23 protein-coding genes are annotated in these 26,970 nt (G+C 57.8%); 6 read left to right on the forward strand and 17 right to left on the reverse strand.

Features of this window, described 5'->3' with window-relative positions; translation table 11 throughout:
• Positions 1–6: 6 nt before the first annotated feature.
• The 6 genes from mltG to aspS form a co-directional block, all read right to left on the reverse strand.
• Positions 7–1,161 carry an endolytic transglycosylase MltG gene (mltG, locus tag F4V54_RS01060; protein WP_150385948.1) on the reverse strand — a complete coding sequence of 385 codons (1,155 nt, stop codon included), beginning with the start codon at positions 1,159–1,161 and terminating at the stop codon, positions 7–9.
• A 2-nt stretch (positions 1,162–1,163) separates the two neighbouring features.
• Positions 1,164–1,709, reverse strand: a complete 546-nt coding sequence (ruvX, locus tag F4V54_RS01065) for a Holliday junction resolvase RuvX (protein WP_034663503.1) — start codon at positions 1,707–1,709, stop codon at positions 1,164–1,166.
• Positions 1,710–1,861: 152 nt separating this feature from the next.
• Entirely contained in the window at positions 1,862–4,531 is a 2,670-nt protein-coding gene (gene alaS / locus F4V54_RS01070) for an alanine--tRNA ligase (protein WP_150385949.1), read from the reverse strand.
• A gap of 95 nt (positions 4,532–4,626) precedes the next feature.
• Complete coding sequence (locus F4V54_RS01075; RefSeq protein ID WP_034663499.1) at positions 4,627–5,997, reverse strand: replication-associated recombination protein A; 1,371 nt, start codon at positions 5,995–5,997, stop codon at positions 4,627–4,629.
• Entirely contained in the window at positions 5,994–7,250 is a 1,257-nt protein-coding gene (locus F4V54_RS01080) for a phosphotransferase family protein (protein WP_150385950.1), read from the reverse strand. The genes F4V54_RS01075 and F4V54_RS01080 overlap by 4 nt, the downstream gene beginning before the upstream one ends.
• A gap of 45 nt (positions 7,251–7,295) precedes the next feature.
• Positions 7,296–9,101: an aspartate--tRNA ligase gene (aspS, locus tag F4V54_RS01085; protein ID WP_034663605.1), complete on the reverse strand. Its 1,806-nt coding sequence runs from the start codon at positions 9,099–9,101 to the stop codon at positions 7,296–7,298.
• Positions 9,102–9,242: 141 nt separating this feature from the next.
• Here aspS and ypfJ point away from each other — a divergent pair, with 141 nt between their 5' ends.
• Positions 9,243–10,142: a KPN_02809 family neutral zinc metallopeptidase gene (gene ypfJ / locus F4V54_RS01095; protein ID WP_084576525.1), complete on the forward strand. Its 900-nt coding sequence runs from the start codon at positions 9,243–9,245 to the stop codon at positions 10,140–10,142.
• Between the two features lie 18 nt (positions 10,143–10,160).
• A complete protein-coding gene (locus tag F4V54_RS01100) occupies positions 10,161–10,883 on the forward strand; it encodes a CBS domain-containing protein (protein WP_102723800.1) in 723 nt (240 codons plus the stop codon).
• 16 nt (positions 10,884–10,899) lie between these two features.
• Here F4V54_RS01100 and F4V54_RS01105 read toward each other — a convergent pair whose 3' ends face one another.
• From F4V54_RS01105 to F4V54_RS01130, 6 genes are read right to left on the reverse strand one after another with little or no spacing between them, the layout of a single operon-like run.
• Positions 10,900–11,535, reverse strand: coding sequence for a MusI family membrane protein (locus tag F4V54_RS01105; RefSeq protein ID WP_150385951.1), 636 nt, complete (start codon positions 11,533–11,535; stop codon positions 10,900–10,902).
• 15 nt (positions 11,536–11,550) lie between these two features.
• Entirely contained in the window at positions 11,551–12,462 is a 912-nt protein-coding gene (locus F4V54_RS01110) for a carbohydrate ABC transporter permease (protein ID WP_034663489.1), read from the reverse strand.
• Positions 12,463–12,465: 3 nt separating this feature from the next.
• A complete protein-coding gene (locus F4V54_RS01115; protein WP_034663487.1) occupies positions 12,466–13,311 on the reverse strand; it encodes a carbohydrate ABC transporter permease in 846 nt (281 codons plus the stop codon).
• A gap of 30 nt (positions 13,312–13,341) precedes the next feature.
• Positions 13,342–14,685: an ABC transporter substrate-binding protein gene (locus F4V54_RS01120; RefSeq protein ID WP_034663486.1), complete on the reverse strand. Its 1,344-nt coding sequence runs from the start codon at positions 14,683–14,685 to the stop codon at positions 13,342–13,344.
• Positions 14,686–14,737: 52 nt separating this feature from the next.
• A complete protein-coding gene (locus F4V54_RS01125) occupies positions 14,738–16,054 on the reverse strand; it encodes a DUF4032 domain-containing protein (RefSeq protein ID WP_052092708.1) in 1,317 nt (438 codons plus the stop codon).
• Between the two features lie 32 nt (positions 16,055–16,086).
• Entirely contained in the window at positions 16,087–17,205 is a 1,119-nt protein-coding gene (locus F4V54_RS01130) for an ABC transporter ATP-binding protein (RefSeq protein WP_150385952.1), read from the reverse strand.
• Positions 17,206–17,348: 143 nt separating this feature from the next.
• On the opposite strand from F4V54_RS01130, the gene F4V54_RS01135 reads away from it, so the two are divergent.
• A complete protein-coding gene (locus F4V54_RS01135; protein WP_150385953.1) occupies positions 17,349–18,785 on the forward strand; it encodes an L-serine ammonia-lyase in 1,437 nt (478 codons plus the stop codon).
• Between the two features lie 164 nt (positions 18,786–18,949).
• Here F4V54_RS01135 and hisS read toward each other — a convergent pair whose 3' ends face one another.
• Genes hisS through tpx form a run of 3 tightly spaced genes read right to left on the reverse strand, consistent with a single transcriptional unit; the run spans position 18,950 to position 21,401 of the window.
• Positions 18,950–20,233, reverse strand: a complete 1,284-nt coding sequence (gene hisS / locus F4V54_RS01140) for a histidine--tRNA ligase (RefSeq protein ID WP_150385954.1) — start codon at positions 20,231–20,233, stop codon at positions 18,950–18,952.
• Between the two features lie 10 nt (positions 20,234–20,243).
• Complete coding sequence (locus F4V54_RS01145; protein ID WP_150385955.1) at positions 20,244–20,900, reverse strand: MBL fold metallo-hydrolase; 657 nt, start codon at positions 20,898–20,900, stop codon at positions 20,244–20,246.
• On the reverse strand, positions 20,901–21,401 hold the full coding sequence (tpx, locus tag F4V54_RS01150; protein ID WP_150385956.1) for a thiol peroxidase: 501 nt from the start codon (positions 21,399–21,401) through the stop codon (positions 20,901–20,903).
• Positions 21,402–21,516: 115 nt separating this feature from the next.
• Between tpx and F4V54_RS01155 the strand changes: the two genes are divergently transcribed.
• From F4V54_RS01155 to F4V54_RS01165, 3 genes are all read left to right on the forward strand, one after another.
• Entirely contained in the window at positions 21,517–22,425 is a 909-nt protein-coding gene (locus F4V54_RS01155) for a peptidylprolyl isomerase (RefSeq protein WP_249041186.1), read from the forward strand.
• 195 nt (positions 22,426–22,620) lie between these two features.
• Positions 22,621–23,016, forward strand: a complete 396-nt coding sequence (locus F4V54_RS01160) for a hypothetical protein (RefSeq protein WP_150385957.1) — start codon at positions 22,621–22,623, stop codon at positions 23,014–23,016.
• A 322-nt stretch (positions 23,017–23,338) separates the two neighbouring features.
• Positions 23,339–24,439, forward strand: a complete 1,101-nt coding sequence (locus tag F4V54_RS01165) for an HNH endonuclease signature motif containing protein (protein ID WP_150385958.1) — start codon at positions 23,339–23,341, stop codon at positions 24,437–24,439.
• On the opposite strand, the gene F4V54_RS11610 is transcribed toward F4V54_RS01165, so the two are convergent.
• Both F4V54_RS11610 and F4V54_RS01170 read right to left on the reverse strand, forming a co-directional pair.
• Positions 24,427–24,636 (reverse strand): hypothetical protein, encoded by a 210-nt coding sequence (locus F4V54_RS11610; RefSeq protein WP_034665792.1) that lies wholly within the window; start codon positions 24,634–24,636, stop codon positions 24,427–24,429. The two genes, F4V54_RS01165 and F4V54_RS11610, sit on opposite strands and share 13 nt — an antisense overlap.
• 54 nt (positions 24,637–24,690) lie before the next feature.
• Positions 24,691–26,967, reverse strand: coding sequence for a RelA/SpoT family protein (locus tag F4V54_RS01170; protein WP_150385959.1), 2,277 nt, complete (start codon positions 26,965–26,967; stop codon positions 24,691–24,693).
• Positions 26,968–26,970 lie beyond the last annotated feature (3 nt).

Below are 26,970 nucleotides of genomic sequence, written 5' to 3' on the forward strand. Positions count from 1 at the left end.
CGTTCACTAGCGTTGGGAATCCAGGATTCCGGACTCATAAGCCCGCTGAACTGCTTCCTGGTGTTCATCAAACGTGTTGGTGAACAACGTGGTGCCGTCCTTGTCAATGGTGACGAAGAAGAGCCAATCACCCTCAGCCGGGTTCTCCATCGCACGGATTGCCTCCTCCGAAGGTGAAGCAATCGGTGTATCGGGGAGACCATCCTTGGCATAGGTATTCCACGGGGTTTCACGGTGACGGTCCGAGTCACCGGTAGCAACCTCAACGGACTCAAGGCCGTAGTTCACCGTCGAGTCGAACTCAAGCCGCATGGAAGAGTCAAGACGGTTGAGAATCACGCGAGCGACCTTTTCAAATTCCCCTGCCGGCGCCTCGCGCTCCACCAGGGAGGCTGCGATAAGTAGCTCGTACGGGCTCAGACCAATCGCCTTTGCGCGGCCGACGATGTCGGTGGCGTTGTACGTGTTTGTGGAACGTGTGATCAGATCGGTCAGAATCGCTTTCGCATCAGCATGTGGGTCCACCACGTACTCACCCGGGGCGATCAACCCCTCAAGGCGCTTCGGATCACCCACTCGTGCGCCGACTTGGCCCAGCGCCCACTCCGGCACACCAAGCTCAGAAGCATCCGCCTGGGCGGCGACCTCCTTTAGCTCATCGACGTGGATGCACCCCTCAGCCTTGCCGTCCTCACCACACGTCACGCGGGCAATGCTGGAGAAGATGCCAAAACGAACGTCTCCCCCCACCACGCGGACATCGTTAAGCGTCTGTCCACCTGGAATCTTCAACATTTCAACCTGGGTGGCCGGGTCCAGCAAGGCAGCAACAGCGGACTTCGCACTCATCTTCTCCTGCAGGCGGTAAAAGCCCGGCTTAATGTTATCCGCATCTGGATTAGCCATCACCGCGGTCTGGAAAGCCCGGTTAGAACGAACGACGCCTAGCTCCTCCAGCGTTGGCCCAAGAGCGGTCAGATTAGAGCCCTCGGGGATCTCTACAATCTTCTCCACACCATTACCGTCCCCATTGAAGTCACTGCCCGAGGAGGTGGAACGGGCAACACCGATGTACACCACTGCTCCGAGAATCAGCAAAATGGACACGATGAGTACCGCGACACCGCGGGTGCGCCCGAGAGAGGTTTGTGCCGTGCTCACGATTAGATCTCCTTGGGGTTATTCAGCAGAGAAGGGTCAGCGGAAGTTGGGTTCTGGTCCTGCTGTGCGGCGAGTGCGTTGGCACGACCATCAAGCCAGGATTGCAGGATTGCCACCGCAGCTGCTTGGTCAATCACCGCACGTCCTGCCTTCTCCGACACTCCCGACGCACGCAGAGCGTTGGTTGCAGCAACCGTGGTCAAACGTTCATCTGCGTACCGCACTGGAACTTCACTACGCCGAGAGATGCGGAACCCGATCTCCTTGGCATGTTTCACACTCGCAGAGCCGTTGCCCTTGAGGTCGCGCGGTAAACCCACGACCACTTCAACCGCCTCGTACTCTTCAATGATCTCCAGCAGCCGCTCAATATCCTCACCATCACGGTCCTTGAAACCGGTCACGCGAGGCACCGTTTCCACGGGGGTGGCAAGCAGTCCATCGCGGTCAGAGGAAGCGACACCAATACGTACGGTGCCCACATCAATGCCGATGCGGCGGCCTGCCCCAGGATCATCAACCCCAGGCGTATCCGGATGTACCTTCATATACTCGCGTGAACCTCAATTGTGTGTCAGATGTGCGGCAGCTGTGCGTGTGCCCCCACCACGGTAGTTGGTAAAAACACCGCCACAGACCCGCTGCTGGGTGTGTCACGTAATCATTTCGTGACCTTGGAAGCACTCTATCCTAAATCAAACTAGAGCTGGCCAAGCTCCTCCCGCACAGCGTTGAAGCCAGCACCAATACCAGCAGCATCCGACCCGGAGCCTTGCGCCAGGTCTGGCTTGCCGCCGCCCTTGCCGCCGATGTAGCCACCGAAGAGACCAACGTAAGCGCCAGACTTAATGCCCTTATCGACGGCAGCCGGGGTTGCCGCCACGGCAAATGGGACCTTGCCGCCGTTATCGGAGGCAAGCACGATGACCGCTGCGGTTTCACCGAAACGGCCACGCAAATCCTGTGCCATGGTGCGCAGGTCTCCGCCGCCCACACCATCCGGGAGCTTGACGCCGAGGAATTTCACACCGCCGATGGTTTCCGCATTGTTGAGCAACTCTCCGGTCTGGCTAGCCAACTGTTGCTTGTGCAGATTCTCAATTTCTTTCTCAGCAGCACGCAATCGCTCTGCCAACTGAGCAATACGGTCCGGCAACTGATCAGACGGAGTCTTCATCTCCCCTGCCAAGGCATTAGCAATAGCTGCTTCCTTGGAAAAGTAGGAGAAAGAGTCCATGCCTGAGTACGCCTCAATACGGCGTGCACCGGAACCAACGGAGGATTCACCCAGCACGGCCACCGGGCCGATCTGGGAGGAATGCTCCACGTGAGTACCACCGCACAGCTCAATGGAGAACGGGCCGCCAATCTCCACCACGCGTACTTGGTCGCCGTAGTTCTCGCCGAACAGAGCCATAGCACCCATCTCCTTGGCCTTTGCCAGGGAGGTCTCAAAGGTATTCACAGCAAAGTCTGCGTCCACTGCCTGGTTGGCAATGAGGGAGATCTCTTCCAGTTGCGCCGGGCTGAGCTGCTCTGTGTAGTTGAAGTCAAAGCGCAGGTAACCCGGCTTGTTCATGGAACCAGCCTGAACTGCTGTGGGGCCAAGCACCTGGCGCAAAGCCGCGTGGATGAGGTGGGTAGCGGTGTGTGCCTGGCGTGCGCCGTGACGCCACTTCGGATCAACCTCGGCGCGCACAACCTGACCTACATCTAAACCACCGTTTTCCACGGTTGCCTTGTGCACCCAGAGCTTCTTGTTGCCCACCTTCTGCACATCATGAACTGTCAGAACGGTATCGCCGATGACAATGCGGCCACGGTCAGCCAGCTGCCCGCCACCCTCCGCATACATTGGAGTGACGTCAAGAATGACCTCAACCTCATCACCCTGGGCGGCTTCGTTGACCTTCGCCCCACCACGAACAAGGCCGATGACCTTGGAGTCATGTTCGAGTTCTTCAAAGCCGACAAACTCAGTCGGGTGCGCATCCACCCATTCGCGATACAACGATTCATCAATATTGCCGGTCTTCTTGGCTTTACTGTCAGCTTTCGCGCGGTTGCGCTGCTCCTCCATCGCGGCGTGGAAAGCATCCATGTCCACGTCCAAGCCGGCTTCCGCTGCCATCTCCAGTGTGAGGTCAATCGGGAAACCGTAGGTGTCGTGCAGTTCGAATGCCTGCTCACCGGACAGAACAGTGGCGCCGGATTCCTTCACGTGCGCAGCTGCTTCATCGAAGCGGTGTGTGCCGGACTCCAACGTCTTCAAGAATGCCTTCTCTTCAGCCACAGCGACGCGCAGAATGCGCTCACGGTTGTCAGCAATCTCCGGGAAGGAAGGAGTCATGGTGTCCATGATGGTGTTCATGAACGTCTCAATGGTGTGGCTCTGCGCACCCAGCAGACGTGCGGAGCGGATGATGCGGCGCAGCAGGCGGCGGAGAATATAGCCACGGCCTTCGTTAGACGGCGTCACACCATCGAGAATGATCATCATCGCGGTACGAGAGTGATCCGCAATGACACGGAAACGTACATCAGACTCATGGCTTCCCCCGTACTTCGTGCCGGTGAGGTTTTCCGCACTGGTGATCACCGGCGCCAGCAGGTCAGTTTCGTAGACGTTGTCTACGCCCTGGAGGATGCAGGCCAAACGCTCAATACCCAAGCCGGTATCAATGTTCTTGTTCGGTAGCTCCCCGAGAATCTCAAAGCCACCCTTCTTATCGCCTTCACCGCGAATGGACTCCATGAACACGAGGTTCCAGATCTCCATATAACGGTTGTCATCAGCGATCGGGCCACCTTCTTTACCGTGCTCCGGACCACGGTCGTAGTAAATCTCTGAGCAGGGACCGCACGGGCCAGGCACGCCCATGGACCAGAAGTTATCCTCCATGCCCATGCGTTGAATGCGTTCGGCTGGCACGCCAATCTTCTTTTCCCAAATCTGCGCTGCCTCATCGTCCTGGGTGAACACGGTCACCCACAAGCGCTCCGGATCAAGTGCAAAGCCGCCTTTGTCTCGAGGCTTAGTCAACAGCTCCCACGCCAGAGTGATGGCGCCTTCCTTGAAGTACTGACCAAATGAGAAGTTGCCAGCCATTTGGAAGAAAGTGTTGTGGCGGGTGGTAATGCCCACTTCCTCAATATCCAGGGTGCGCACGCACTTCTGAATAGAAGTTGCGGTTCCACTTTCAAAAGGCGGATTCTGCTGGCCAAGGAAGTACGGCTTGAAAGGCACCATACCGGCGTTCACAAACAGCAGCGTCGGGTCATCCAGAATCAGCGATGCGCTGGGCACGGGCACGTGGCCCGCATCGACGAAGTGCTGTGTGAACCGGTCGCGGATCTCATGAGTTTGCACGAAAGAATCCTTACAAGATGCAATAAATGTGGAACGTGGAAGCAAAACTTAACGCGCATCACCTTACCCGCTCTGCGCATAATGCTTGTCGACGCCTACTGGCTCGCCCCATCACCCCGCACCATCCGGCGCAGACGTTCGGCATATTCGCTGATCCTTTTTTCTGCGCCATGGTCACTAGGTGTGTAGTAGCGGGCTTCATCCAAACCTTCAGGGATGTAGCGTTGCTGCACCACACCGCGGGGATCATCGTGGGGGTAAACATAGCCAACCGCGTTGCCCACAGCCTTGGCCCCTTCATAGTGCCCGTCGCGCAGATGCGGTGGAACGGTGCCTGCGTGGCCTTCACGGATGTCAGCGAGCGCTGCATCAATCGCCTTGTACACCGAATTGGATTTCGGCGCGGTGGCAAGGTGGATGGTCGCTTGCGCCAGAGGCAGGCGGCCTTCTGGCATGCCGATGAACTGCACCGCATTCGCCGCAGCCGTAGCCACCTGCAGCGCAGTTGGGTCCGCCATGCCGATGTCCTCTGATGCGTGGATAACCAACCTCCGGGCAATGAAGCGCGGGTCCTCCCCCGCCTCAATCATCCGGGCGAGATAGTGCAACGCCGCATCCACATCAGAGCCACGGATTGACTTGATGTAAGCAGAGATGACGTCATAATGCTGGTCCCCATCACGGTCATAACGCACAACAGCACGGTCAACGCTGCGCTCAATCACGTCGGTCGTGATACGGCCATCCTCGGCTCCTTCGGCGGCTGCTTCCAAATAGGTCAGCGCGCGGCGGGCATCACCCCCGGCGAGGAGGACGAGTTGGTCCCGGGCAGCGTCGTCAAGCGAAACTGCTCCTTTGAGCCCCCGCTCATCCTTGACGGCACGTTCAAGTACCGCTGCGATATCCGCGTCGGACAAAGACTCCAAGCGCAGCAGCAACGAACGCGAGAGCAACGGGGCAACCACGCTGAAAGAAGGATTCTCCGTGGTCGCTGCGACCAGCAGTACCGTCCGATTCTCCACCGCGGCGAGCAACGCATCCTGCTGGGTTTTGGAAAAACGGTGAACCTCATCGATGAACAGAACGGTGTGCTGACCACGCACCAGATCGCGGCGAGCGGCATCCAGGACCTCACGGACCTGCTTCACACCAGAGGACAACGCGGAAAGCCCAACGAAGTTCTGCCCCATCGTTTGCGCGATGAGTGAAGCAATCGTTGTTTTCCCCGTCCCCGGCGGACCGTAGAGAATCACCGACGCATCGCCGGAGCCTTCCACCAGGCGGCGCAACGGACGGCCGGGGCCCAACAAATGCTGCTGGCCGACGAGTTCATCCAGATTGCGCGGTCGCATCCGCGCAGCCAACGGTGCTGTGGCTCCTGCTTCAAAGAACGCGACACCGCGCGGGGCGGATGATAGTGAATCCGCTGAATCCGCCGGGTTCGAAAACAGTCCGCCTTGTGTCACGTCAAACGCTCCGCAACAGACGCAGCAAAGGAGGAAATCTCCGCATACGTCGGTTCCGTGCCCGTCGCCGCGTACCGTGCCAGCGCATCGAATGTGCCAGCGACATCACGGCGAATAGCAATTTCCTCTACCGTAAGATCCTGCCGTACAGATGACCGCAGAATCTTCGCACCACGCTCCACATCTTCCTCACGGATCTGTGGGTCGAACATGTCCGTGTCCTGCCCGGACGGCGAGTCTACGTCCACTACCCAACCACCCTTGCCGTAGCGGGTCCCGGACAGCGTGTCATCCCCGTCCACGTACAGGATGGACACGCTGAAAAATGCCCAACCAATGAGTGACGCGGTGATGCGAGCTTGCAACGTGTCCTCGTTGTTCACCGAAGGCCACGCCCCACCTACTTCAGCTGCCCATGCCTCAACGAAGACTTTTGCTTCTTTATCGCTCAACGGCTGTGAGGAAATGTATTGCGGGAAGCCAGCAATCACACCAGCAACGTCGAACATGACATCGCGGAAACCAGCCCACTCGTAGTCCAGGAATTGTGTGCGGTCCGCGAACAGGATGTTGTCTGGCGACAGATCAAAAGGCGTGAATGCTCGCGAGCCACCATGCAGCATGCGCACCTGCACCGTGTCAGCGATGGAGGCCACGTTCTCAGGCACCTCAATGCCGGCATGGCGCACAATTTCGAGGCCCTCGAGAATGCGATTTTCCAGCAGTCCTTCACGCATCAGCTGCACATCTCGCGCGCCCTCAATATTCTTGACCATGCGGGCCAGCAAGATGTTGAAGCTCGTTTCCGCGCCGGCTGTACCCGCGTGCATTTTGCCTAACGACGTCCCAAGGTTCCGCAACAGCTTCACCCGCTGTTCCTCATCCGAGGTTTCCAGCAGCGTGGCCAAAGTGTCGCCGTTACCGGAATCAGACAGGATAATCGCGCGCTTGTCCAAGTCATAGCCCAGCATGACCGGCCCCGGGCGGACATCCTCACTCAGCGAGGTAGTGAACTGGTAGGCCACCACTTCACGTACAAAAGCAGCATCATCAATCGGATCGCCCGTGCGTGGCGAATACTTCACCACCACTGAACGATGCGACAAAAACGGGTTATTAGCCACACGCAAACGCAACACAGTAGTGCTACCGGTGCCGGAGAGTTCCTCCGGTTCCGTCAGTTGCTGCTGCCCGCCGTAGCGATGATTTAACATCGCTTCGGCGAGGTCAATGATCTGCTCGTGATTCAACATAAGTATTGCCGCCAACCAGCATGATGCTGCTGTGCGATCTTCGGTCTACTCTGCCTTATCGGCCGTATCGGACTTCTTGGCCTCCGGCTTGAAATCCACACCGGTTTCCTTACGCTGCGCTGCCGGAATCGGGCCCGGAGCATCCGTCAACGGATCAACACCGCCTCCGGACTTAGGGAAGGCGATGACATCACGGATGGACTCAAAGCCACCGAGCAAGGAGACGATACGGTCCCAACCGAAAGCGATACCGCCGTGCGGTGGTGCACCGAAGGAGAATGCGTCGAGCAGGAAGCCGAACTTCTCCTGTGCTTCTTCCTCGTTGATGCCCATGACATCAAACACGCGCTTCTGCACATCCTGGTTGTGGATACGGATGGAGCCGCCACCAATCTCATTGCCGTTGCAGACAATGTCGTAGGCGTAAGCAAGCGCCTCACCCGGTTCCTTGTCAAAGGTATCCAGGTACTCCGGCTTCGGGGACGTGAAAGCGTGGTGCACAGCGGTCCACTGGGAGTGGCCCAGTGCCACGTCACCAGAAGCAGTTGCCTCTGCTGCCGGCTCGAACAGCGGCGCATCGACAACCCAGGTGAATGCCCAATCGCCTTCCTTGATCAATCCAAGCTTGTTAGCAATCTCACCGCGGGCAGCGCCCAACAGTGCGCGGGATGCCTTCGTCTCACCAGCGGCGAAGAAGATACAGTCACCCGGCTTCGCGCCAACGTGTGCTGCGATGCCGGCCTTCTCCTCATCCGTGATGTTCTTAGCCACCGGGCCAGCCAGCTCGCCGTCCTCCTGCACGAGGATGTAAGCAAGACCCTTAGCACCACGCTGCTTCGCCCACTCTTGCCATGCATCCAGCTGACGGCGCGGCTGGGAGGCACCGCCTTCCATAACCACAGCACCCACGTACTCGTTTTGGAAAACGCGGAAGGTGGTGTCCTTGAAGAACTCTGTGCAATCCACCAGCTGAATATCAAAGCGCAGATCCGGCTTGTCCGAGCCGTACTTCTCCATCGCTTCCTTGTAGGTCATCCGCGGAATCGGCGTCGTGATCTCGTAACCGATGAGCCTCCACAGCGCCACTAGGATCTCTTCTGCCAGAGCGATGATGTCATCTTGGTCCACAAAGCTGGCCTCAATATCCAACTGGGTGAACTCCGGTTGGCGGTCCGCACGGAAATCCTCATCACGGTAGCAGCGCGCAATCTGGAAATAACGCTCCATGCCAGCCACCATGAGCAGCTGCTTGAACAGCTGCGGGGACTGTGGCAGTGCGTACCAGGAACCCGGGCGCAGACGAGCCGGCACCAGGAAGTCACGTGCACCTTCCGGGGTGGAGCGCGTCAACGTCGGCGTTTCAATCTCCACAAACTCATGCTGAGCCAGAACATCACGGGCGGCCTTGTTCGCAGCAGAACGTAGACGCAATGCGTTTGCCTGGCGCTCACGACGCAGGTCGAGGTAGCGGTAACGCAGACGAGTTTCCTCACCCACCTCGTTGTTGGAGAAGTCCTCCACCTGGAACGGCAGCGGTGCGGCGGTAGAAAGAACCTCAAGTTCCGTTGCGTTGACCTCAATCTCACCGGAAGCCAGGTTCGGGTTCGCAGAGCCCTCCGGGCGCGGCTCAACAACACCTGTGACCTTTACGCAGTACTCACTGCGCAGATCATGCGCGGCTTCCGCAACGTCAGATTCACGGAAAACTACCTGGGCATAGCCAGAACGGTCACGCAGGTCGATGAAGATCACTCCGCCGTGGTCGCGGCGGCGACCCACCCATCCGGTGAGTGTGACGGTTTGACCATCCATTTCTTTGCGGAGATCCCCCGCGAGGTGAGTGCGCAGCACGGTGCAGTCCACGTCCTTCCACGTGTCGCCAATTAATATTTAACTCACGCGATTCTACCGAATGCCTATTTGAGCACCAGACCACCTCCACCTTCACAGAGCTTCCGACGGAAGCACCTGAACTTATGGCATGATTTGTCCATGACTTTTAAAAGCGGTGTGCGACCATCGGGCAAAGGCGTAAGCACGTCAGGTGGTGCGCGTGGAGGCGGTGGCAGCTTGCCCGTCATGTTGGGCGGCGGCGGTCTGGGCACATTACTTCTCGTTGGGCTGTTCCTCCTCCTCGGCGGTGATCTTGGCAGCATCGGCGGTGGTGGCATACCCCAGCAGGAGCAGAACCAGGTTGCCCCCGAAGGTTTTGATCTCACACAGTGTGCTGTTGACGGTGCTGTCAATGAGATTCCAGAATGCCGCGCGGCAGCTACAGCCGACTCCCTCAATTCCCTGTGGCCAGCGGTTTTAGCTGAGCAAGCCGGCCTGGATTACAGCATGCCGAGTCTGCAGATGTTCCAGGGAAATGTCCAAACCGGTTGTGGTTTTGCGTCCTCTGATACGGGACCGTTCTACTGCCCACGTGACCAAACGGTGTACTTGGATGTCACTTTCTACCACCAGCTGCAAAGGCTCGGCGGTAGTGACGGTTCCTTGTCGCAGATGTACGTGCTTGCTCATGAATGGGGCCACCACATTCAAAATATCGAGGGCACTCTGGGCCTGAGCGATTACAACAACCCTGGCGAAGATTCCGCAGCGGTTGCCATTGAGCTGCAGGCTGACTGCTACGCCGGCATCTGGGCATCCCGCGCCGATAAGGGTGCGGACGCGATGCTTGAGCCAATCACCGAAGACCAGGTTATGCAAGCAGTTCAGACAGCACGTGCGATTGGTGATGACCATATTCAGGAGCGTTCGGGCCGTGAGGTGAATCCGGATTCCTGGACTCATGGTTCTTCTGAACAACGCCAAAAAGCTTTCCTTGCCGGCTACTCCTCTGGTCAGATGAAGGCATGCGACACCCTTAACCGTGGCGTCTACAAATAAGCATGAGGTACGGCACCGATGACTGAGGCCTATTCCAACCGGGCAGTACCCTTCCTCGCTGCGTTCAATGACATTGAGTCTTTTCTGCGCACCGAACTAAACGCGAAGAAGTCCGATAGCTTCAACTGGATGGTGTCAAAGGCAGAGAAGAATCATGTTCTCACCCCTGCTCAGGCGAATGATCTCAAGGAATTCGCCAGCCTCCGCAATGCCATCAGCCACGGCGAGTACCAGAATTTCCGCCCGATTGCGGAGCCTTTGCAGGAAACGGTGACGGAGATCGAAAAAATCCGTGACCAGTTGCTGCACCCACCAACGGCGATGGAGGTGATTGGCCATCAGGATGTGATCACCTTTGGGCCGGAGGATGATGTGTATGAAGCTTTGAGCTCTATCCGCGATACCGGCATTTCACAATTCCCTATTTATGAGGGCAAGCAGTGCATTGGCGTGTTGACCACCAATACGATTGCACGGTGGCTGGCTAACGAGCTGGGCGACACTGACACTCTCATGCATAGGGATATCCGCCACGTGCTCACGTTCAATGAACGCAAGGACCAAGCCGTGTTTCTTCCGCGCGATGCAACAGCCACAAAAGTCATCGCAACACTCACCTCCACCGCGGCACACGACACTCTTCCGCGCTTGGTCATCATCACCGAGGATGGAAACGCCAACCAGCATCCGCTGGGGGTGATCACGGCCTCGAATCTGGCCGCGCTTTTCGACGCAGCCTAGGGGCACCACTCCCCGTCTACTCTCCCAGTTCCTGTCCCAGCGGTAAGGCAAGTATCAAGCGCACGAGAAAGAGCGCTATCGCCGGGATGAGGAAGAATACCATCGGAATAGACAGCGCCACGGGGAGTTTCATAGTGATGACAGCAGCTGCCACGAGAACTGCCACGGCAGCCACTGTGTAGCCGAGATAACGGAAGGTATATTGCACTGCCGTTCCAGCAATCTGAGTCAGCGTCTCGTTGGTGTCGCTCCAGAGGAGCGACACCAACGCGAAAAACCACACGCTAATTCCAACGATAATGAAGGTTCCTGCGAGTGCTAACCCTTGGATGACAATTAGCGTGATTCCTGTCACGCCTGCTTGGAAGACTACAAACTGTTGGTACACCAGCAGAGCAATCGCGGCGAGGAGCCCCAGCCAATACACGGTGACGTTCTTCCACTCCACCGTGAGTTGACGGATAAAGGCCAACCCGTAGCGGGAGCCTATGCCTTGCACCATATCCCCGACCACCACGTTGGCAGCGCGCAGTGCCGCCCCGGCAGTGACCACGGGCAGGGATGTGACCACCAACAACATGTTCACAATGACAATGTCAGCGAACAGGTTGAAGGCGGCCATGAACTTCGAATCAGGGTGAAAGGCCTGCATTGTTAAACCGTTGGTCTAACCCTTCACAGCACCGGCAGCAACACCTTCGATGATGTGCTTCTGGGCAGCGACGTAGAAGATGATGATTGGCGTGATGGCGAGCACGAGCATAGCCATCATTGCTCCCAAATCACGGTCGCCCTGGGAACCAATGAATTGCTGGATGACAACAGGGATGGTGCGGTACGGCGTGGACAAACCAATGACCAGGTACGGCAACAGGTAGTCGTTCCAGATCCACATGGCGTTCAAGATGGCCACGGTGATCGCCGTTGGCTTCAGCATCGGCATGACCACGCGGAAGAAGGTGGCCAGGGGCGAGCAGCCGTCGATGACCGCTGCTTCCTCGATCTCCAGCGGGATAGATTTGATGAAGCCGGAGAACATGAACACCGACAAACCTGCGCCGAAGCCGAGGTACAGGACAACCATGCCTAGCGGGTTAGCCAAGCCCAGACGGTCAGCAATGACCACCGTGGGGAACATGACCATCTGGAATGGAATGACCATGGAGAACACGAAGGTGTAGTACAGCGCGCTCGTCCACCACGTCTTCACACGGGTGATGTAGTACGCGGTCATGGCGGAGAAGAACACGATGACGACAACCGAGCTAATTGTGATCACAAACGACCACACGATGGCCCAGCCGAAACCTTCGCCTTGCACACCAGTGATGTAGTTAGTCAACCCCGCCCACAGATCACCGACGGGTAGAGCAAAAGGATTCGTCGAAATGGCAAAACGATCCTTAAACGAGTTGAGCAAGATGAAGAAGATCGGGCCCAGGAACACCACGGTGAGGAAGATCAGCACCGCGTAGATTAGCCCTTTTGCACCGCTGGACACCGTCGATTCATCCGTAGCCGTTCGCTTCGTCTGGTCGGGTGCTTTCGCACTGTTGGGGGTAGAGATACTGGTTGTCATGATTTAAGCCTCCACTTCGCGGCTGCGCGTTGCGCGGAGCTGGAACATGGCGATGGCAACGACGACCACGACGAAAATGACCGCCTTGGCCTGGCCGACGCCTTCAGCGCCCACTCGGTTGAACATGGTTTTGACGATGTTGAGGGCGACCATCTCCGTCGACCCACCAGGTGCGCCATCTGTGAGCGCCAAGTTTTGGTCATAGACCTTGAACGTATTGGACAAGGTCAGGAACAGACAGATAGTGATGGACGGCATCATGAGCGGAATGGTCACGTGCCATAGCTGCTGCCACTTGGACACGCCGTCAATCTCTGCGGCCTCAATGAGCTCCGGCGGAACATTCTGCAGGCCAGCGATGTAAATGATCATCATGTAACCAATGAGCTGCCAGTTCATCAGAATGATCAGGCCGGCGTAGCCGAAACGCCAATCCGCAGAAATCGTTGTCTCATAGTTTGCCAAGACCGCGTTGATCATGGACTGCCAGGTGTAGCCCAGCACGATGCCACCGATCAGGTTGGGCATGAAGAACACGGTGCGGAAGAAGTTAGTGCCGCGCAGCTTCCGGGTCAACGTCCACGCCACAGCAAAAGCAATGACGTTGACGCTGATAATGGATACCACTGCCACGGCAAACGTGAACAGCAACGCGGAGCCGAATCCTTCGCGCTCGCTGAATACCTGTGCGTAATTGTCTAGGCCAACCCAAGTTGCATCCGTAATCGTGGTGAAGCTCGTGAATGAAAGAGCTGTACCCACGAGAAACGGAACAAAGAACGCGATAGCAAACGCGATCAGAGTTGGCAGCACAAATATGGGAAAGAATTTTTTTAATGTGTCTTGCATGATGTGACCTCTCGCTTAGTCCCGTCGTGCCTAATCCAGTAATGCAATCTGGTTAGCCATCTCATACTTCCAATCCGCTTGAAGCCTGCTCACCACTTCTTCCCACGGCATTCTGCCGTTGGCGTACTGGGCAAGATTCTGGCCATACAGGTCACGGAACTGCTGGTTTGGGGAGAACTGGAAATCCCACGGCAGTGCCTCCACCGTCTCATCGTTCAGCGCTTCCTGAACTTGACGCGCCAGCGGATCATCGGGCACATCCTCCGCGTCATAGTTCTTGAACGGAGCAATGAAACCCAGGTCGTTGACCACGATCTCCTTGCCGCGATCAGATAGGAAGAGCCACTTGAGGAAGTCGCGGGTGGCCTGCTGATCTTCTTCGCTGGCCTTGGTATTTACACAAATGAAGTTCTCTGTGCCCACGTTGATGCCCACATTTTCTTCATTGGGCAACCCCATGTACATGGGCATGAACTTGATCTTGTCTTCCTTGACCACGTTTCCGCCCTCGCTGGAAATCTGGCTCCATGCCCAGTTACCGTTCTGCACCATCGCGGCCTTGCCGGTAGCAAATTCCGCCATCGAGTCAGACACGGCACGCGCCGATGCAAGACTCGGCTTCACCGTGGAATTTTGCAGGTAAAGATCAAACAGATTGCGGTAGTTGTCGCCGTAGAGGAACTTCATCTCCTCCATGTCGGCGAATTCATGGATGTTGCGGTCTACGATTTCGTAGTGAATCGGGCCATTCATCAAGTGATTCGTCCACCGCCACTCCTCGCCTGCACCGAGTGAGGTGGCAGCAAAGGCACCGTTGATACCCAACTCGTCCTTGTGCGCCTGCATGTCTTCCGCGAGAACCTTCAGATCTGCAAAGGACTTCACTCCGTCCATGGAGGTAATTTTTGCCCCTGGGAGAGCAAAGTAGGCATCCAGGATTTCCTCGTTGTAGAGGATGCCAAAGCCCTCCATAGCAAAGGGCACGCCCACAACGTTGCCTTGCGTATCCTTGATCGGCTGTGCATCATCCTGCAAAGCCTCAGTGATCTCATAGTCAGACATATCGGCGAGGTAGTTCTTCCATACGCCGTAGCCTTCCTGCCCGTTGATTTGGAACAGAGTCGGCGCATTGGACTTTGCCATCTCCGCCTTGAGTGTCTGCATGTAGGAGCCAGATGCCGCGGTGACTACCTTCACCGGGATACCCGTTTCTGCGGTGTACTCTTCAGCAATAAGCTCAAACGTCTTCGCCTGCTCAGGCTTGAAATTCAAGTAGTACACACTGGGGCCATTGTTCTGACCACATGCGGAAAGACATAACGTACTCAACCCGATCGTGGCTAGGACAGCCAACGTGCGTGTGGAGTGTTTCATCGCATGAACCTCGCTCTTCATTGGAATTCTTGTCATTTTCTGTTTTTCATTTTTAAGAACTATCGGGCGCCAGCCCGTCCGGGTCGTCTGGATGATCCGGACCATCCGGATCATCTGGCCCCAACGCGCTGTAAATCCGCGCCTCATCTGGGCGTTCCGGCAAGATGGTGTGGAAATAGGACTTGGCGGCTTCCTCCAAGGGGACGTAGCGCTTCTCGTTCTCGGAGATGAACCAGCGGTGATCCAATATTTCGTGGAAGACCTGCGCCGGTTCCAGCTTTGTGCGCAATGCAGCGGGGGTGAGTGCCACTACGGGCTCATACCTATTCACCAGCCAATCAAGTGCCACATCTTCCAGGGAAAGGGTGTCGCCGTGGTGCAACGCACGGTAGACCTCCATCTCACTGAGCAGGCGCTGTGCTTGACGGTCCTGCACATCCAGGCCAGTGAGTTTTTTCAGCTTGCGGCTGTGGAATCCCGTGGAAAACACCGATGGCTCAATACTCACGCGGTACACATCAACGGTTTTCCCGTCAGAGTCCCGCCGAGTCTTCTCGTGGGTGATCTCCGTTTCCCCGATGTCAAAGCCAAGGGAGTTGATCTTTTCAATGTGCGCTGCGATCTGACTGAACGCATCGCCCTCCACCACGAGCTCTTCCGTCATCAGCTCCCACAATTCGTGGTAAATCGCATCAACAGCATTGCCCAGGGCAATCACATCAACGGTGTCGGCGATGAACCCACCGGCCTGAAGGTCCATGAGTTCGCCGATGATGTTGACGCGAGCCACCTCGACGTCGTAAAGCCTGCGGCCCTCAGACAGCGGGGAATGGAACTCCCCTGTCTCCGCATCCACAAGGTACGCCGAAAATTCGTCCGCATCACGCCGGAAAAGCGTGTTGGACAAAGACACATCGCCCCAATAGAAATTGAGCAAATGCAGCCGCACCAACAACACGGCCAGTGCGCGAATCAGTTTGTTCACCGTCCCCGGCGCGAGCGAGCGACTGAACACATCGCGGTATGGCAAGGAGAACTCAAGGTGTTCTGTGACAAGGCACGGCGTGAGCTCCTCAGCGCGGGCATCATTCGTGCGCTGCGCGATTACAGCAACCGGCTTCACGCAGGGAATGTCCAAGTCCCGCAGCTTCTTCAACGTGCGGTACTCGTGATACGCCACAGACTCACCGATCTCCTTGATAGCCAAGGCCATGCCATCAACAGAGACCAAACGGACGGTGTGCCGTGAAATGCCACGCGGGTACGCGGCCAGGAGATCAGCAGGCCACTCCGCGAGTGGGATCGCCCAGGGCAGGCCTAACAGCGCTTTGGCGTAGGCCGGCGACTGGACGCTCATTCTCTCGGACATGGCAGTACTTTCGTGGCGGTCGGCTCCGGCTACTAAATGCGTTTGCCGGTCGACTTGGAAAAGACGTGCAGGCCACCTTCATTGATGGTCACGTGGATGACGTCACCCTTGCTGTAACCAGACATCGGCGCAACGCGCACCACAATCTGGCCGGCTGCTGCATCATCAGTGCCTTCCTCACGCCACTCGCCGCCAACCAGGCTGCCGTAGACATAAGAGTCAGAACCAAGCTCTTCGGTGAAGTCCACCTGCACTGGCACCGTGTGCTGCGTGCTGGAGTTCACAACAGTGAGTGCCTCAGGGCGGAAGCCCAGGATGATCTGGTTGTTGTCCTCCGCGGTCATCGCTGCAAGGTGTTCATCCGCGAGCGGGATCGAGGCCTCACCCAAGGTGGCCACGTTGCCTTCAACGTTGAAGGTGGACAGGTTCATCGCCGGGGAGCCGATGAAGCCTGCGACGAACACATTCTCCGGTTCTTCATACAGTTCACGTGGGGTTCCCACCTGCTGCAGAACACCAAAATTCAGCACTGCAATGCGGTCACCCATTGTCAGAGCCTCAGTCTGATCGTGCGTGACGTAGATGGTGGTCACACCCATGCGGCGCTGGAGGCTGGCAATTTGCGTACGTGTTTGCACACGTAGTTTCGCATCCAAGTTGGACAGGGGCTCATCCATGAGGAAGACCTGCGGTTCACGCACGATCGCACGGCCCATGGCTACGCGCTGACGCTGACCACCTGAGAGAGCCTTCGGTTTACGGTCTAGGTACTGCGTTAGATCCAGGGTCTTCGCCGCATCCTCAACGCGACGATTGATCTCGTCTTTGTCCATCCCGGCGATCTTCAGAGCAAAGCCCATATTTTCACGCACGGTCATGTGCGGGTAGAGCGCGTAGTTCTGGAAGACCATCGCGATGTCACGGTCCTTGGGGGAAACATCGGTGACATCACGGTCCCCGATGAGAATTCGGCCCTCGTTTGTCTCCTCCAAGCCTGCGAGCATGCGCAGTGCGGTGGATTTGCCGGAGCCAGACGGTCCGACTAGTACAAGGAACTCACCGTCAGCGATTTCAAGATCAAGCTTATCGACGCTCGGTGACGTCGCCTTCGGATAAATCCGTGTCGCCTTGTTGTAGGTCACTGTTGCCATGTGTATCTCCTCTAGTGGGTGGCACGAACCTGCCTGTAGTTTGTGGTTCTAACCTATGCTTCAGACTAACACCCTTAGGCTTCGCTCGGAGTGCCCCCGGTGAGCTAATTGTTGTGTCCCCGATACGCGCTACCCTCGTTGTCATGTCATCACATCGCGTGAGCGTCATTGACCTCTTCAGCATCGGCATCGGCCCGTCCTCTTCCCACACGGTGGGCCCGATGCGCGCTAGCGCTGCTTTTGTGGAAAAGCTTGGTCAGCTCCCCGCAGAAGTCCATGTGGAACTGCGTGGTTCCTTGGCGGCCACCGGTGTGGGGCACGGCACCGACCGCGCCGTACTTCTGGGCCTGGTCGGCTACACGCCGCTAACCACTGACCAGTCCGTAGAACCCGTGCCCGGCGACCCCATCCCAGCCAAAGGCAACATCAGTGGACCAGACGGCACCGTCGACTACGAGCTCGCCTTCAACCCCAAGCCTGTTGCAGAGCACCCCAACTGCCTTATCTTCGATGCCTGGGATGCTCGCGGCACCCGCCTGGCCAGCCGCACCGAGTACTACTCCGTCGGCGGTGGCTTCATCATGGACCGCGCCGCCATGCAGGAAGCAGCTGGTGAAGGCGCCAGCTCCGGCATCGCCGCTGCCACCGCTCTTGCGGAAGCGGAGGAAAAACACACCGATTCACAACCCGATGGACTCCATTCCTTCAACTCTTCCGCGGATCTCCTTGCAGTGTGCGACCGCACTGGTCTGACTATCGCCGAGGTTATCGCGCGCAATGAGAACATCACCCACGGGGCAACCGTCTACACCGCTCATCTGGACAGCGTCTGGTCTGCCATGCAGGAATGCGTGAAAAACGGCATTTCCACCGAGGGCACCCTTCCCGGAGGATTGAATGTCCGCCGCCGCGCCCCACGCATGTACGCACTCCTGACCAGTGAGCAAAAACGCCACAACTCCGAAGGCTTAGATGCTATGGAGTGGGTCAACCTCTACGCCCTCGCCGTGAATGAGGAAAACGCTGCTCACGGCCGTGTTGTCACTGCCCCCACCAACGGCGCCGCCGGCATCATCCCTGCCGTCATGCACTATTGCCGAGATTTCACTACAGACTTCTCCCCCGAACGCGCCCGCGAGTTCCTCCTCACCGCCGGCGCTATCGGCGCCATCATCAAAACCAACGCATCCATCTCTGGCGCGGAAGTCGGCTGCCAAGGCGAAGTTGGCTCCGCCTCAGCCATGGCTGCAGCCGGCATGTGCGCCATACTCGGCGGCACCCCAGAACAAGTAGAAAACGCCGCCGAAATCGCCCTTGAGCACAACCTTGGGCTCACCTGCGACCCCGTCGGCGGCCTTGTCCAAGTCCCCTGCATCGAACGCAACGCTATCGGCGCTGTCAAAGCCATCAACGCCGCACGCCTAGCAAAATGGGGCGACGGCACCAACATTGTCACGCTCGACGATGCCATCGAAACCATGGCTGCCACCGGCCTCGACATGATGACCAAATACAAGGAAACATCCGTCGGTGGCCTCGCGGTTCAGCTGGGCTTCCCAGTGAGCATCACCGAGTGCTAGAGCAGCCTATTCCTCAAGCTTTGCCATGCGCACACTGACTTTAACGATAGATTTCTAACGGTCGAAGACTTTAACCCCTAGCTTTCTAGGGGTTAGTCCCATTTCCCTCTCTTCTTCCCTTAAGGACCCCTTCTCCCTTCCCTTTCTTTAAGGGGCAATGCCCCTTAAAGAAAGATCGCGTCGATGATCGCCCCGGCGTCAAGCGCAACAGTCTTCTGGGAGTGGTCTTCGAGGTTCTTCACGGTGACTTCACCGGTTTCGATCTCGCGGTCGCCGAGGACCAGTGCGGTGTGTGCACCGGAGCGGTCCGCGCCCTTCATCGCACCCTTGAGGCCACGGCCCCCGTAGGCCATGTCGGCGGAGATGCCGTTGGCCCGGAGCTCGTCGATAAGCGAGGCCATCTTCTTCGTAGCCTCAGAACCAATGGCGACACCGTACACCTGCACGCGCTGGTCAACGCCTTCGAGCGTGACACCTTCGGCTTCGAGTGCGAGGATCGAACGGTCGACGCCGAGACCGAAACCAATGCCGGAGAGTTCCTGGCCGCCGATCTGGGCCATGAGACCGTCGTAGCGGCCACCGCCGCCGATGCCGGACTGGGCACCGAGGCCGTCGTGGACGAACTCGAAACAGGTCTTGGTGTAGTAATCCAGACCACGGACCATGCGCGGGTTGATCACGTACTGGATACCCAGGTCATCAAGGGAACCGGTGACGGTTTCGAAGTGCTCACGGCAATCGGCGTCGAGGTGGTCGAGCATGAGCGGCGCATCGGCGGTCATCTCCTGGACCTCTGAGCGTTTGTCATCAAGCACGCGCAGCGGGTTGATCTGTGCACGATGGCGAGTCTCCTCATCCAGCGGAAGATCAAGCAGGAAGTCCTGCAGCTTCTGGCGGTAGGCCGGGCGGCAGTTGCGGTCGCCCAGACTGGTCAGCTCAAGACGGAAACCGGTCAAGCCGATGGACCGGTAGCAGCGGTCAGCCAGCGCAATGACCTCAACATCAAGAAGCGGATCATCTACGCCGATTGCTTCGACGCCGACCTGCTGGAGCTGGCGGTAACGGCCGGCCTGCGGGCGCTCATAGCGGAAGAACGGGCCGTAGTAGTTGAGCTTCACCGGCAGTTGACCGCGGTCCAAGTTGTGCTCAATGACGGCACGCATAACACCGGCGGTGCCCTCCGGGCGTAGGGTCACCGAGCGGTCACCACGGTCGGCGAAGGTGTACATCTCCTTGGACACCACATCGGTGGATTCGCCCACACCGCGCGCGAAGAGCGTTGTATCCTCAAAAACCGGCAGCTCAATGTGCTGGTATCCGGCAAGATGAGCCTGCTTCACAAACTCCGAACGCACCGCGTGGAACGTCGCTGAAGCCGGAGGCACATAATCCGGCACGCCTTTCGGCGCGGAGAGGGGCTGGAACTTTTCGCTCTTTTCGGTGGTCACCTTGGCGATCTTAGCGCCCCTGCCCCGCTGCTTTGAGATATGGGTTGGTGGCACGCTCCCGCTCAACCGTGGTCATGGGGCCATGGCCCGGCAGGACGGTCAGTTTGTCATCCAAATCCCATACTGGCCCGGCCAGCGTGCGGTCCATAGCTGCTGGGTCCGACAACGGCAGGTCGGTGCGCCCGATAGAGCCAGCGAACAAGACGTCACCGGCAAACACCACGTCCTCATCCTCCGAGATGAACAGCACACAGCCCGGCGAGTGGCCCGGAGCATGCACCGTACGGAATCCAAGGCCTGCAAATTCCATCCGGCCGATCTCAACGTGGCGGAGATCCTCCGGCTGCTTCATCGCATCAACATCGAAGATCTGCCCAAAGTTGCCGGGTGCACCCCACTTGGGGTCCAGCATGACTTCATCCTCCGGGTGGATGTACACCGGCACATCGAACTCTGCGCAATCTCGCGTGTGGTCAATGTGCCCATGGGTGAGCACCACGGCCACGAGGTCGGCGCCCGCCTTATCGACGACCTCCCTCACCAGCCCCGCCATATCCTTACCCGGATCAATGACGAAGGCTTCCGGACGGCCATTGGCACCAGGCTTACCTACGACGACGTAGGTGTTGGTTTGGAATGGCCCACCGGCGAGTCCCTGGATCTGCATTTAGCTCTCCAGGGCGTTCTTTGCCGCCTCGTAGTCCGGCTCATTGGCAATCTCAGGAACGAGCTCAGTGTGGACAATCTTGTGGTCTGCATCAGTCACAACAACAGAACGAGCCAGCAGGCCCTTAATCGGGGAACCCTGCAAGATCACGCCGTAATCCTCACCAAAGGTGGAACGGAAAGCAGATGCACTGACAACGTTCTCAATACCCTCGGCTGCACAAAAACGCTGCTGTGCGAACGGCAAATCCTTGGATACACACAGCACAACGGTGTCCTCGAAGTTAGCTGCGAGCTCGTTGAACGCGCGGACTGACTGAGCACACACGCCAGTGTCTAGGGACGGGAAGATGTTGAGCACAATCTTCTTGCCTGCGAAATCCTTGTCCGTCAGCGTGCCCATGTCGCCGCCAACAAGCTCAAAAGCTGGCAAAGCCTCCCCTACTGCGGGCAGCTCACCAGAGGTTGTAGTCGGTTCATTTCTAAAAGTTACGGTAGCCATACTTCCCTAGCGTAGAGATTCCGCGCCACGTGCGCAGGCACCTACAGAAAACCAGCGCCTTTATGCTGATACTGTTTATCTGCATCCGGCCCGGCTAACTCAACCGTGGCCGCACATGAATCGATCAATCCACAAGTGGAGGTCCGCCAACGTGACGAACAACGCCCAGCGCGGCAAAGACGCACTGAAAGAACTCGACCGCGAGCTGAAAGCCCGCGACCGCAAGGAAAAGAGCAAGCCGTGGTCTGTCGCCGCACTTGCCGTCCTGGTGCTGGCACTTGTCGGCGGTGGTATCTACTTCGCCGCAACGTGGGATTCGGATGAGGATATCTCTGCTGAGGAATCCAGCGAGCAGTCCACCGACCCGTCTGAAGATATGAAACCGGCAGCATTGGCCAAGAAGCGCTCCACCTCACTGCCGGAGTCCGTCAGCTGTACCTACACCAAGGACGAGCGCGACGAGTTTTTCAAGGGTTTGCCCCCGCAGGAAAACGTCTCCACCACCGGCACCGTCGACGTTGAGTTTGATACCTCCGCCGGCCCGATTGGCCTCACCCTCGACCGCTCTGTCTCCCCCTGCACGGTCAACGCCATCGAGTACTTGGTGAAGGAGAATTACTACGATAACACCGTCTGCCACCGTCTGACCTCCGGTGGTATCAACGTCCTTCAGTGTGGTGATCCGTCCGGCACCGGCGCTGGTGGCCCCGGCTTCCAATTCGCCGATGAGTATCCGGTCGATGATGACGCAGAGAACACGAGCACGTCCGTCCTCTACGAGCGTGGCACCGTGGCTATGGCCAACTCCGGACCAAACACCAACGGTTCCCAGTTCTTCCTCAATTACGGTGAATCGCCGTTGGCGCCTTCCTACACCTACTTTGGCACCATAAATGAGGAAGGCCTGGCCACCTTGGACAAGATCGCTGAGGCTGGCATCGCTGAGGACGGGCAGTCCTCGATGGGTAGTGGCGATGGCGCACCGAAGGAAGAAGTAAAGATCAAGAAGGCAACCATCTCCTAGTTTCCCCACCCCGCACCACCAACACCGCCATGTGAGTTTCATCACACATGGCGGTGTAATTTGTGTGAGATGTTACGCATTTAGTCCAAAAACCCACTAATAACGCCAAATAAATAGCCTGACTTTAAAAATCCTGTGAAATCACTGCCACACGGCCACTTTTATCTCTTGCAACACCTTCGCAGCAGTTGTAAAGTGTCCAACGTCATCAATGAATTGCAGTCACTGAAAGGGCTACGTATGAAGATCCGTAAGAGCCTCCTCGCCGCAGCAACCGCTGCTGTCGTTTCCGTTTCCGGCGTTGTCGCCGCTCCGGCATTCGCTGAAGAGACCCCTACCACTACCACCACCCCTGCCCCGAATCCTGACAAGGGCAGCGGCAATGGAAGCAGCAAAAAGGACGACGAGACCGACAAGGGCCAGGACAAGGACAAGAAGTCCTTCCTCGAGTCTTTCAAGGAGCTCTCCTCCGACAAGGATGGCAACTGGGACCCTAAGGCTATCACTGCTTGGATCGCCGTTTTCACCGCTGTCCTTGGCCTGCTCGCTAACGTCATCACCTTCGTTCAGAAGAACTTCACCCAGAAGTAAGACTGACGTTGAGCTTCTAACTCCCTAGAGACTCAACAAATCCGTCTCGGCTAAACGCCGGGGCGGATTTTTTGATGCCTACCTTCGGGTGCTGTTTGCACCTTAAACCACGAACGCGAATACGGACGAGTCGTGGTCGGTTTGGTTCCGCGCCAAGTGTTTGGATCTTTTTTCGTTGTGTCGGGAACCGGGCTGTTTGTGCACGTCATCTGGCTACGTGGCGTGTTCTGGAGCGCGGGGCCTGTGGATGGATTTTCGGGTTATCCACAGGCTTTTCGGCCCCTAGCTGCGCGTTTTTGGTTTTCGGTTTAGCGTTGCCGGCATGAATCCTTTTGCAGCACTAGTGGCGGGTTTAACCAACCCGATGGAGTCCTTGGCATCCTTTGATGCCCAGGTCCTCCGCGATACCGGCTGCAGCCCTGCCCGTATTCGCGAATGGGCGAAAGTTCACACGGTCTACTACGGGAAAACGAAGTTCACCCGTAAACAAGCAAACGCGATCAAGGTAGCTCGCTCGACTCAGAAGTCCTTGGATCAGCTTGCCTACATCGAGGGACAGTTAGCACCTATCGCTGACCCTGCTGAGAAGTGGCGGTTACGTTTGGCGTTGTTGTCGGTTCCGGGTGACTATAAAACGCTTCAGCGTCGGGCGAAGACCATCGTCCCGGAGGTGGACAAGCCTGCCCCGGAACCGGCGGTGGGGTTTGGGCGCTCACGTAAAAAGAGGCGCCCTATCATCATCACGGCTAGAGAAGAAGACGCAGCAGCTATCGAGTACGCCTCACGCCAGGGCCTCGGCGATGGCCCTGCAGGCCCCCAGATGTACGAGAACTTAATGACCATCCTGGGTCTTCGCCCTGATGCTCAAGGTGAAGGGGATGCCGCCCCAGCTCGAGTTGCTCCGGCTGTTCCCCGCCCCTTGATCCTCATCCCACTAGACGACCACATCACCATTGTGGGCGGTGACGGGGATGACACCATCTTGGGGTTGACTGATGGCACCACGATCACCGGTGCGGACTACCTGACGCAGCATCATGGGGAGCAACTGGAGGTGGCGGTGTTCCACCCACAAGCAGGTGCCGTCAACCTGTATGACACTCAACGCTTCGCGAACCGGAAACAGCGTGACCTAGCACGGGCTTTGTCACCAACATGCCCGGTACCGGGGTGCCGGCATGCGGCTGATAACTGTCAGGTCCACCACATCAAAGCATGGTCGAGGGGCGGGCATACGAACATGAATAACCTGGCGATGCTGTGTCGCTATCACAACCGCACCAACGATGATGACCCCGCACACGCCCACCGGGGCCGGGTGGAGAATATCAGGGGTGTACCAACCTGGCACTCACCCCGCGGACACCTCGTGGCCAACACCACCCACCCCTACGGAGCCATGACACTCCTCTACGGCCGGTAAGCGACACTCCCCATGTCGAAAGCCAGCAACAGCTGGTCTTTCGCCATGCCCAAAAACGACCGTGAAGCGCTGAGGTCCAGTAGCTCAGCGTAGGAAGGTACAAGCAGCGGCGAGAGTCCTGCGATGCTGAACGTGCCGTTCATGAGGCCTGCCCACAGCTGGCCATTACAAGCCTTTTCCCATCCCGCCGAATGCATGGGGTGAGATTTCCAGCACGATGGCAGTAGAGCACCAGGGCAGTGATGGTGAGGTTAAGCGGTTACGCGATATACGTCGAAGACACCCTCAATATTGCGGATCTGGTTCATCAGTGCGCCAAGCTGCTTAGTGTCGGAAACCTGGAAGGTGAAGCGGACGGTAGCAATATGGTCGTCGCCACAGTGGTGGTTGAAAGCAATCACAGGCAGCTTCTGGTCATTGAGCACACGGGTGAGCTCCGCCAGCAAGCCCTGCTTGTCTAAAGCCTCAAGTTGCATCGTGGCCATGGAGGCGCCGTGGTGGGAGCCGCGGTCCCAGGAGACGTCGATAAGCCGTGCGGATTCTTGGCGGAGCTTATCAGCATTGGTGCAGTCGGAACGATGAACAGAAACGCCCCCACCGCGGGTGACAAAGCCGAAGATGTCATCACCGGGAACGGGCAAGCAGCAGCGTGCCAGCTTAGCCATGACGTCCGGGGACCCCTCGACGAGGATGCCAGGGCCGTCCGAGCGCGTGGGAGGTTTCACCATTTCGGAGAACGGGGCGCGGGATGTCAACGCGTCAACAGCGTCATCCTCATCGCCGAACATGTCCATGAGCAGACTGACAACATGTTTGGCAGATACGTTGCCGGCGCCGATGGCAGTGTACAGACCATCCATGTCGTCGTAGCCAAGCTGCGTTGACACCTTATTCATGGATTCCGCTGTGAAGAGGCGGTGCATGGGCAGGCCGCCGCGCTGAACTTCCGCAGCCAGGGCATCGCGGCCGGCCTCAAGATGTTCCTCGCGCCGCTCTTTTGCAAACCATTGGCGGATCTTTGTCCGCGCCCGGGGCGAGACGACGAACTCCTGCCAATCACGGGACGGGCCAGCGTTGCTGTCCTTCGATGTGAACACCTCTACCCTGTCACCGGACTTCAGCGTGGATTCCAGTGCAACGAGCTTGCCGTTAACTTTGGCGCCAATGCAGCGGTGCCCGACCTCCGTGTGCACCGCGTAGGCAAAATCCACCGGGGTAGAACCGGACGGCAGGTTGATCACATCGCCCTTAGGAGTGAAGCAGAAGATCTGCGCCGAGGTGAGGTCATACCGCAGTGAATCCAGAAACTCATTAGGGTCTGCTGCTTCCTTCTGCCAGTCAAGCAGCTGACGCATCCACGTCATCTGATCAATTTCAGCCTGGTCGCCCTTGTGGGACCCCTTGGTTTCCTTGTAGCGCCAATGGGCAGCAACACCGAATTCGGCGTTGTAATGCATTTCATGGGTGCGCACCTGGATCTCCAGCGGGCGGCCCGAATGGTTCATAACCGTGGTGTGCAATGACTGGTAGACGCCGAAGCGGGGGTTAGAGATGTAGTCCTTGAAGCGGCCCGGCATCGCGTAGTACATCGAGTGCACCACGCCGATTGCCGCGTAGCAGTCACTGATGGTGTCCACCAGAACGCGGATGCCCACGAGATCAAAGATCTCTGCAAAGTCACGACCCCGCACCGCCATTTTCTGATAAATCGACCAGTAGTGCTTCGGGCGGCCCATAACTTCTGCTTTGATGCCATTGGCTTTGAGCTCGCTCTGGATCTCAGTGGTGATTTCTTTGAGTGCCCGATCACGGGAGGGGGCGCGCTCCGCAACGAGGCGGACGATCTCCTCATACTTCTTCGGATACAAGATGGCAAAGGCCAAGTCTTCGAGCTCCCACTTCACCGTAGCCATGCCCAGGCGGTGGGCCAGCGGAGCGATGACTTCGAGGGTTTCCCGCGCCTTCTTCTCCTGCTTCTCCGGCGGCAAGAAACGCATGGTGCGCATATTGTGCAGGCGGTCCGCAACCTTGATCACCAACACACGCGGGTCCTGCGCCATGGCCACAACCATTTTGCGGATCGTTTCCGCCTCAGCCGCAGACCCAAAAGCAACTTTGTCCAGCTTGGTCACGCCGTCCACAAGACGCGCAACCTCAGGGCCAAAATCAGCGGTGAGGTCATCCAAGGAGTACTCGGTGTCCTCCACCGTGTCATGCAGCAGCGCAGCGATAACGGTGGTGGTATCCATGCCTATCTCGGCGCAGATTGTGGCCACTGCCAAAGGATGCGTGATGTAGGGGTCCCCGGACTTGCGGGACACGCCCTCATGCAGGCGCTCTGCCGTGTCATACGCACGAGAGATATCTTCCACTCCACTACGCGGGTGGTATTTCCTGTGGATAGATAGTAAAGGTTCCAACACCGGGTTGGATCGCGGACGCCCACCGGTGAGGGACCGCGCGAGGCGGGCGGACACACTGCGCACGGACGTCCCAGAACGGCGTTGTGGTCTATCGTGGGACGTCACTTA

It is taken from the genome of Corynebacterium tuscaniense (genome assembly GCF_008693065.1).
In the GTDB taxonomy this organism is placed as follows: Bacteria; Actinomycetota; Actinomycetes; order Mycobacteriales; family Mycobacteriaceae; genus Corynebacterium; species Corynebacterium tuscaniense.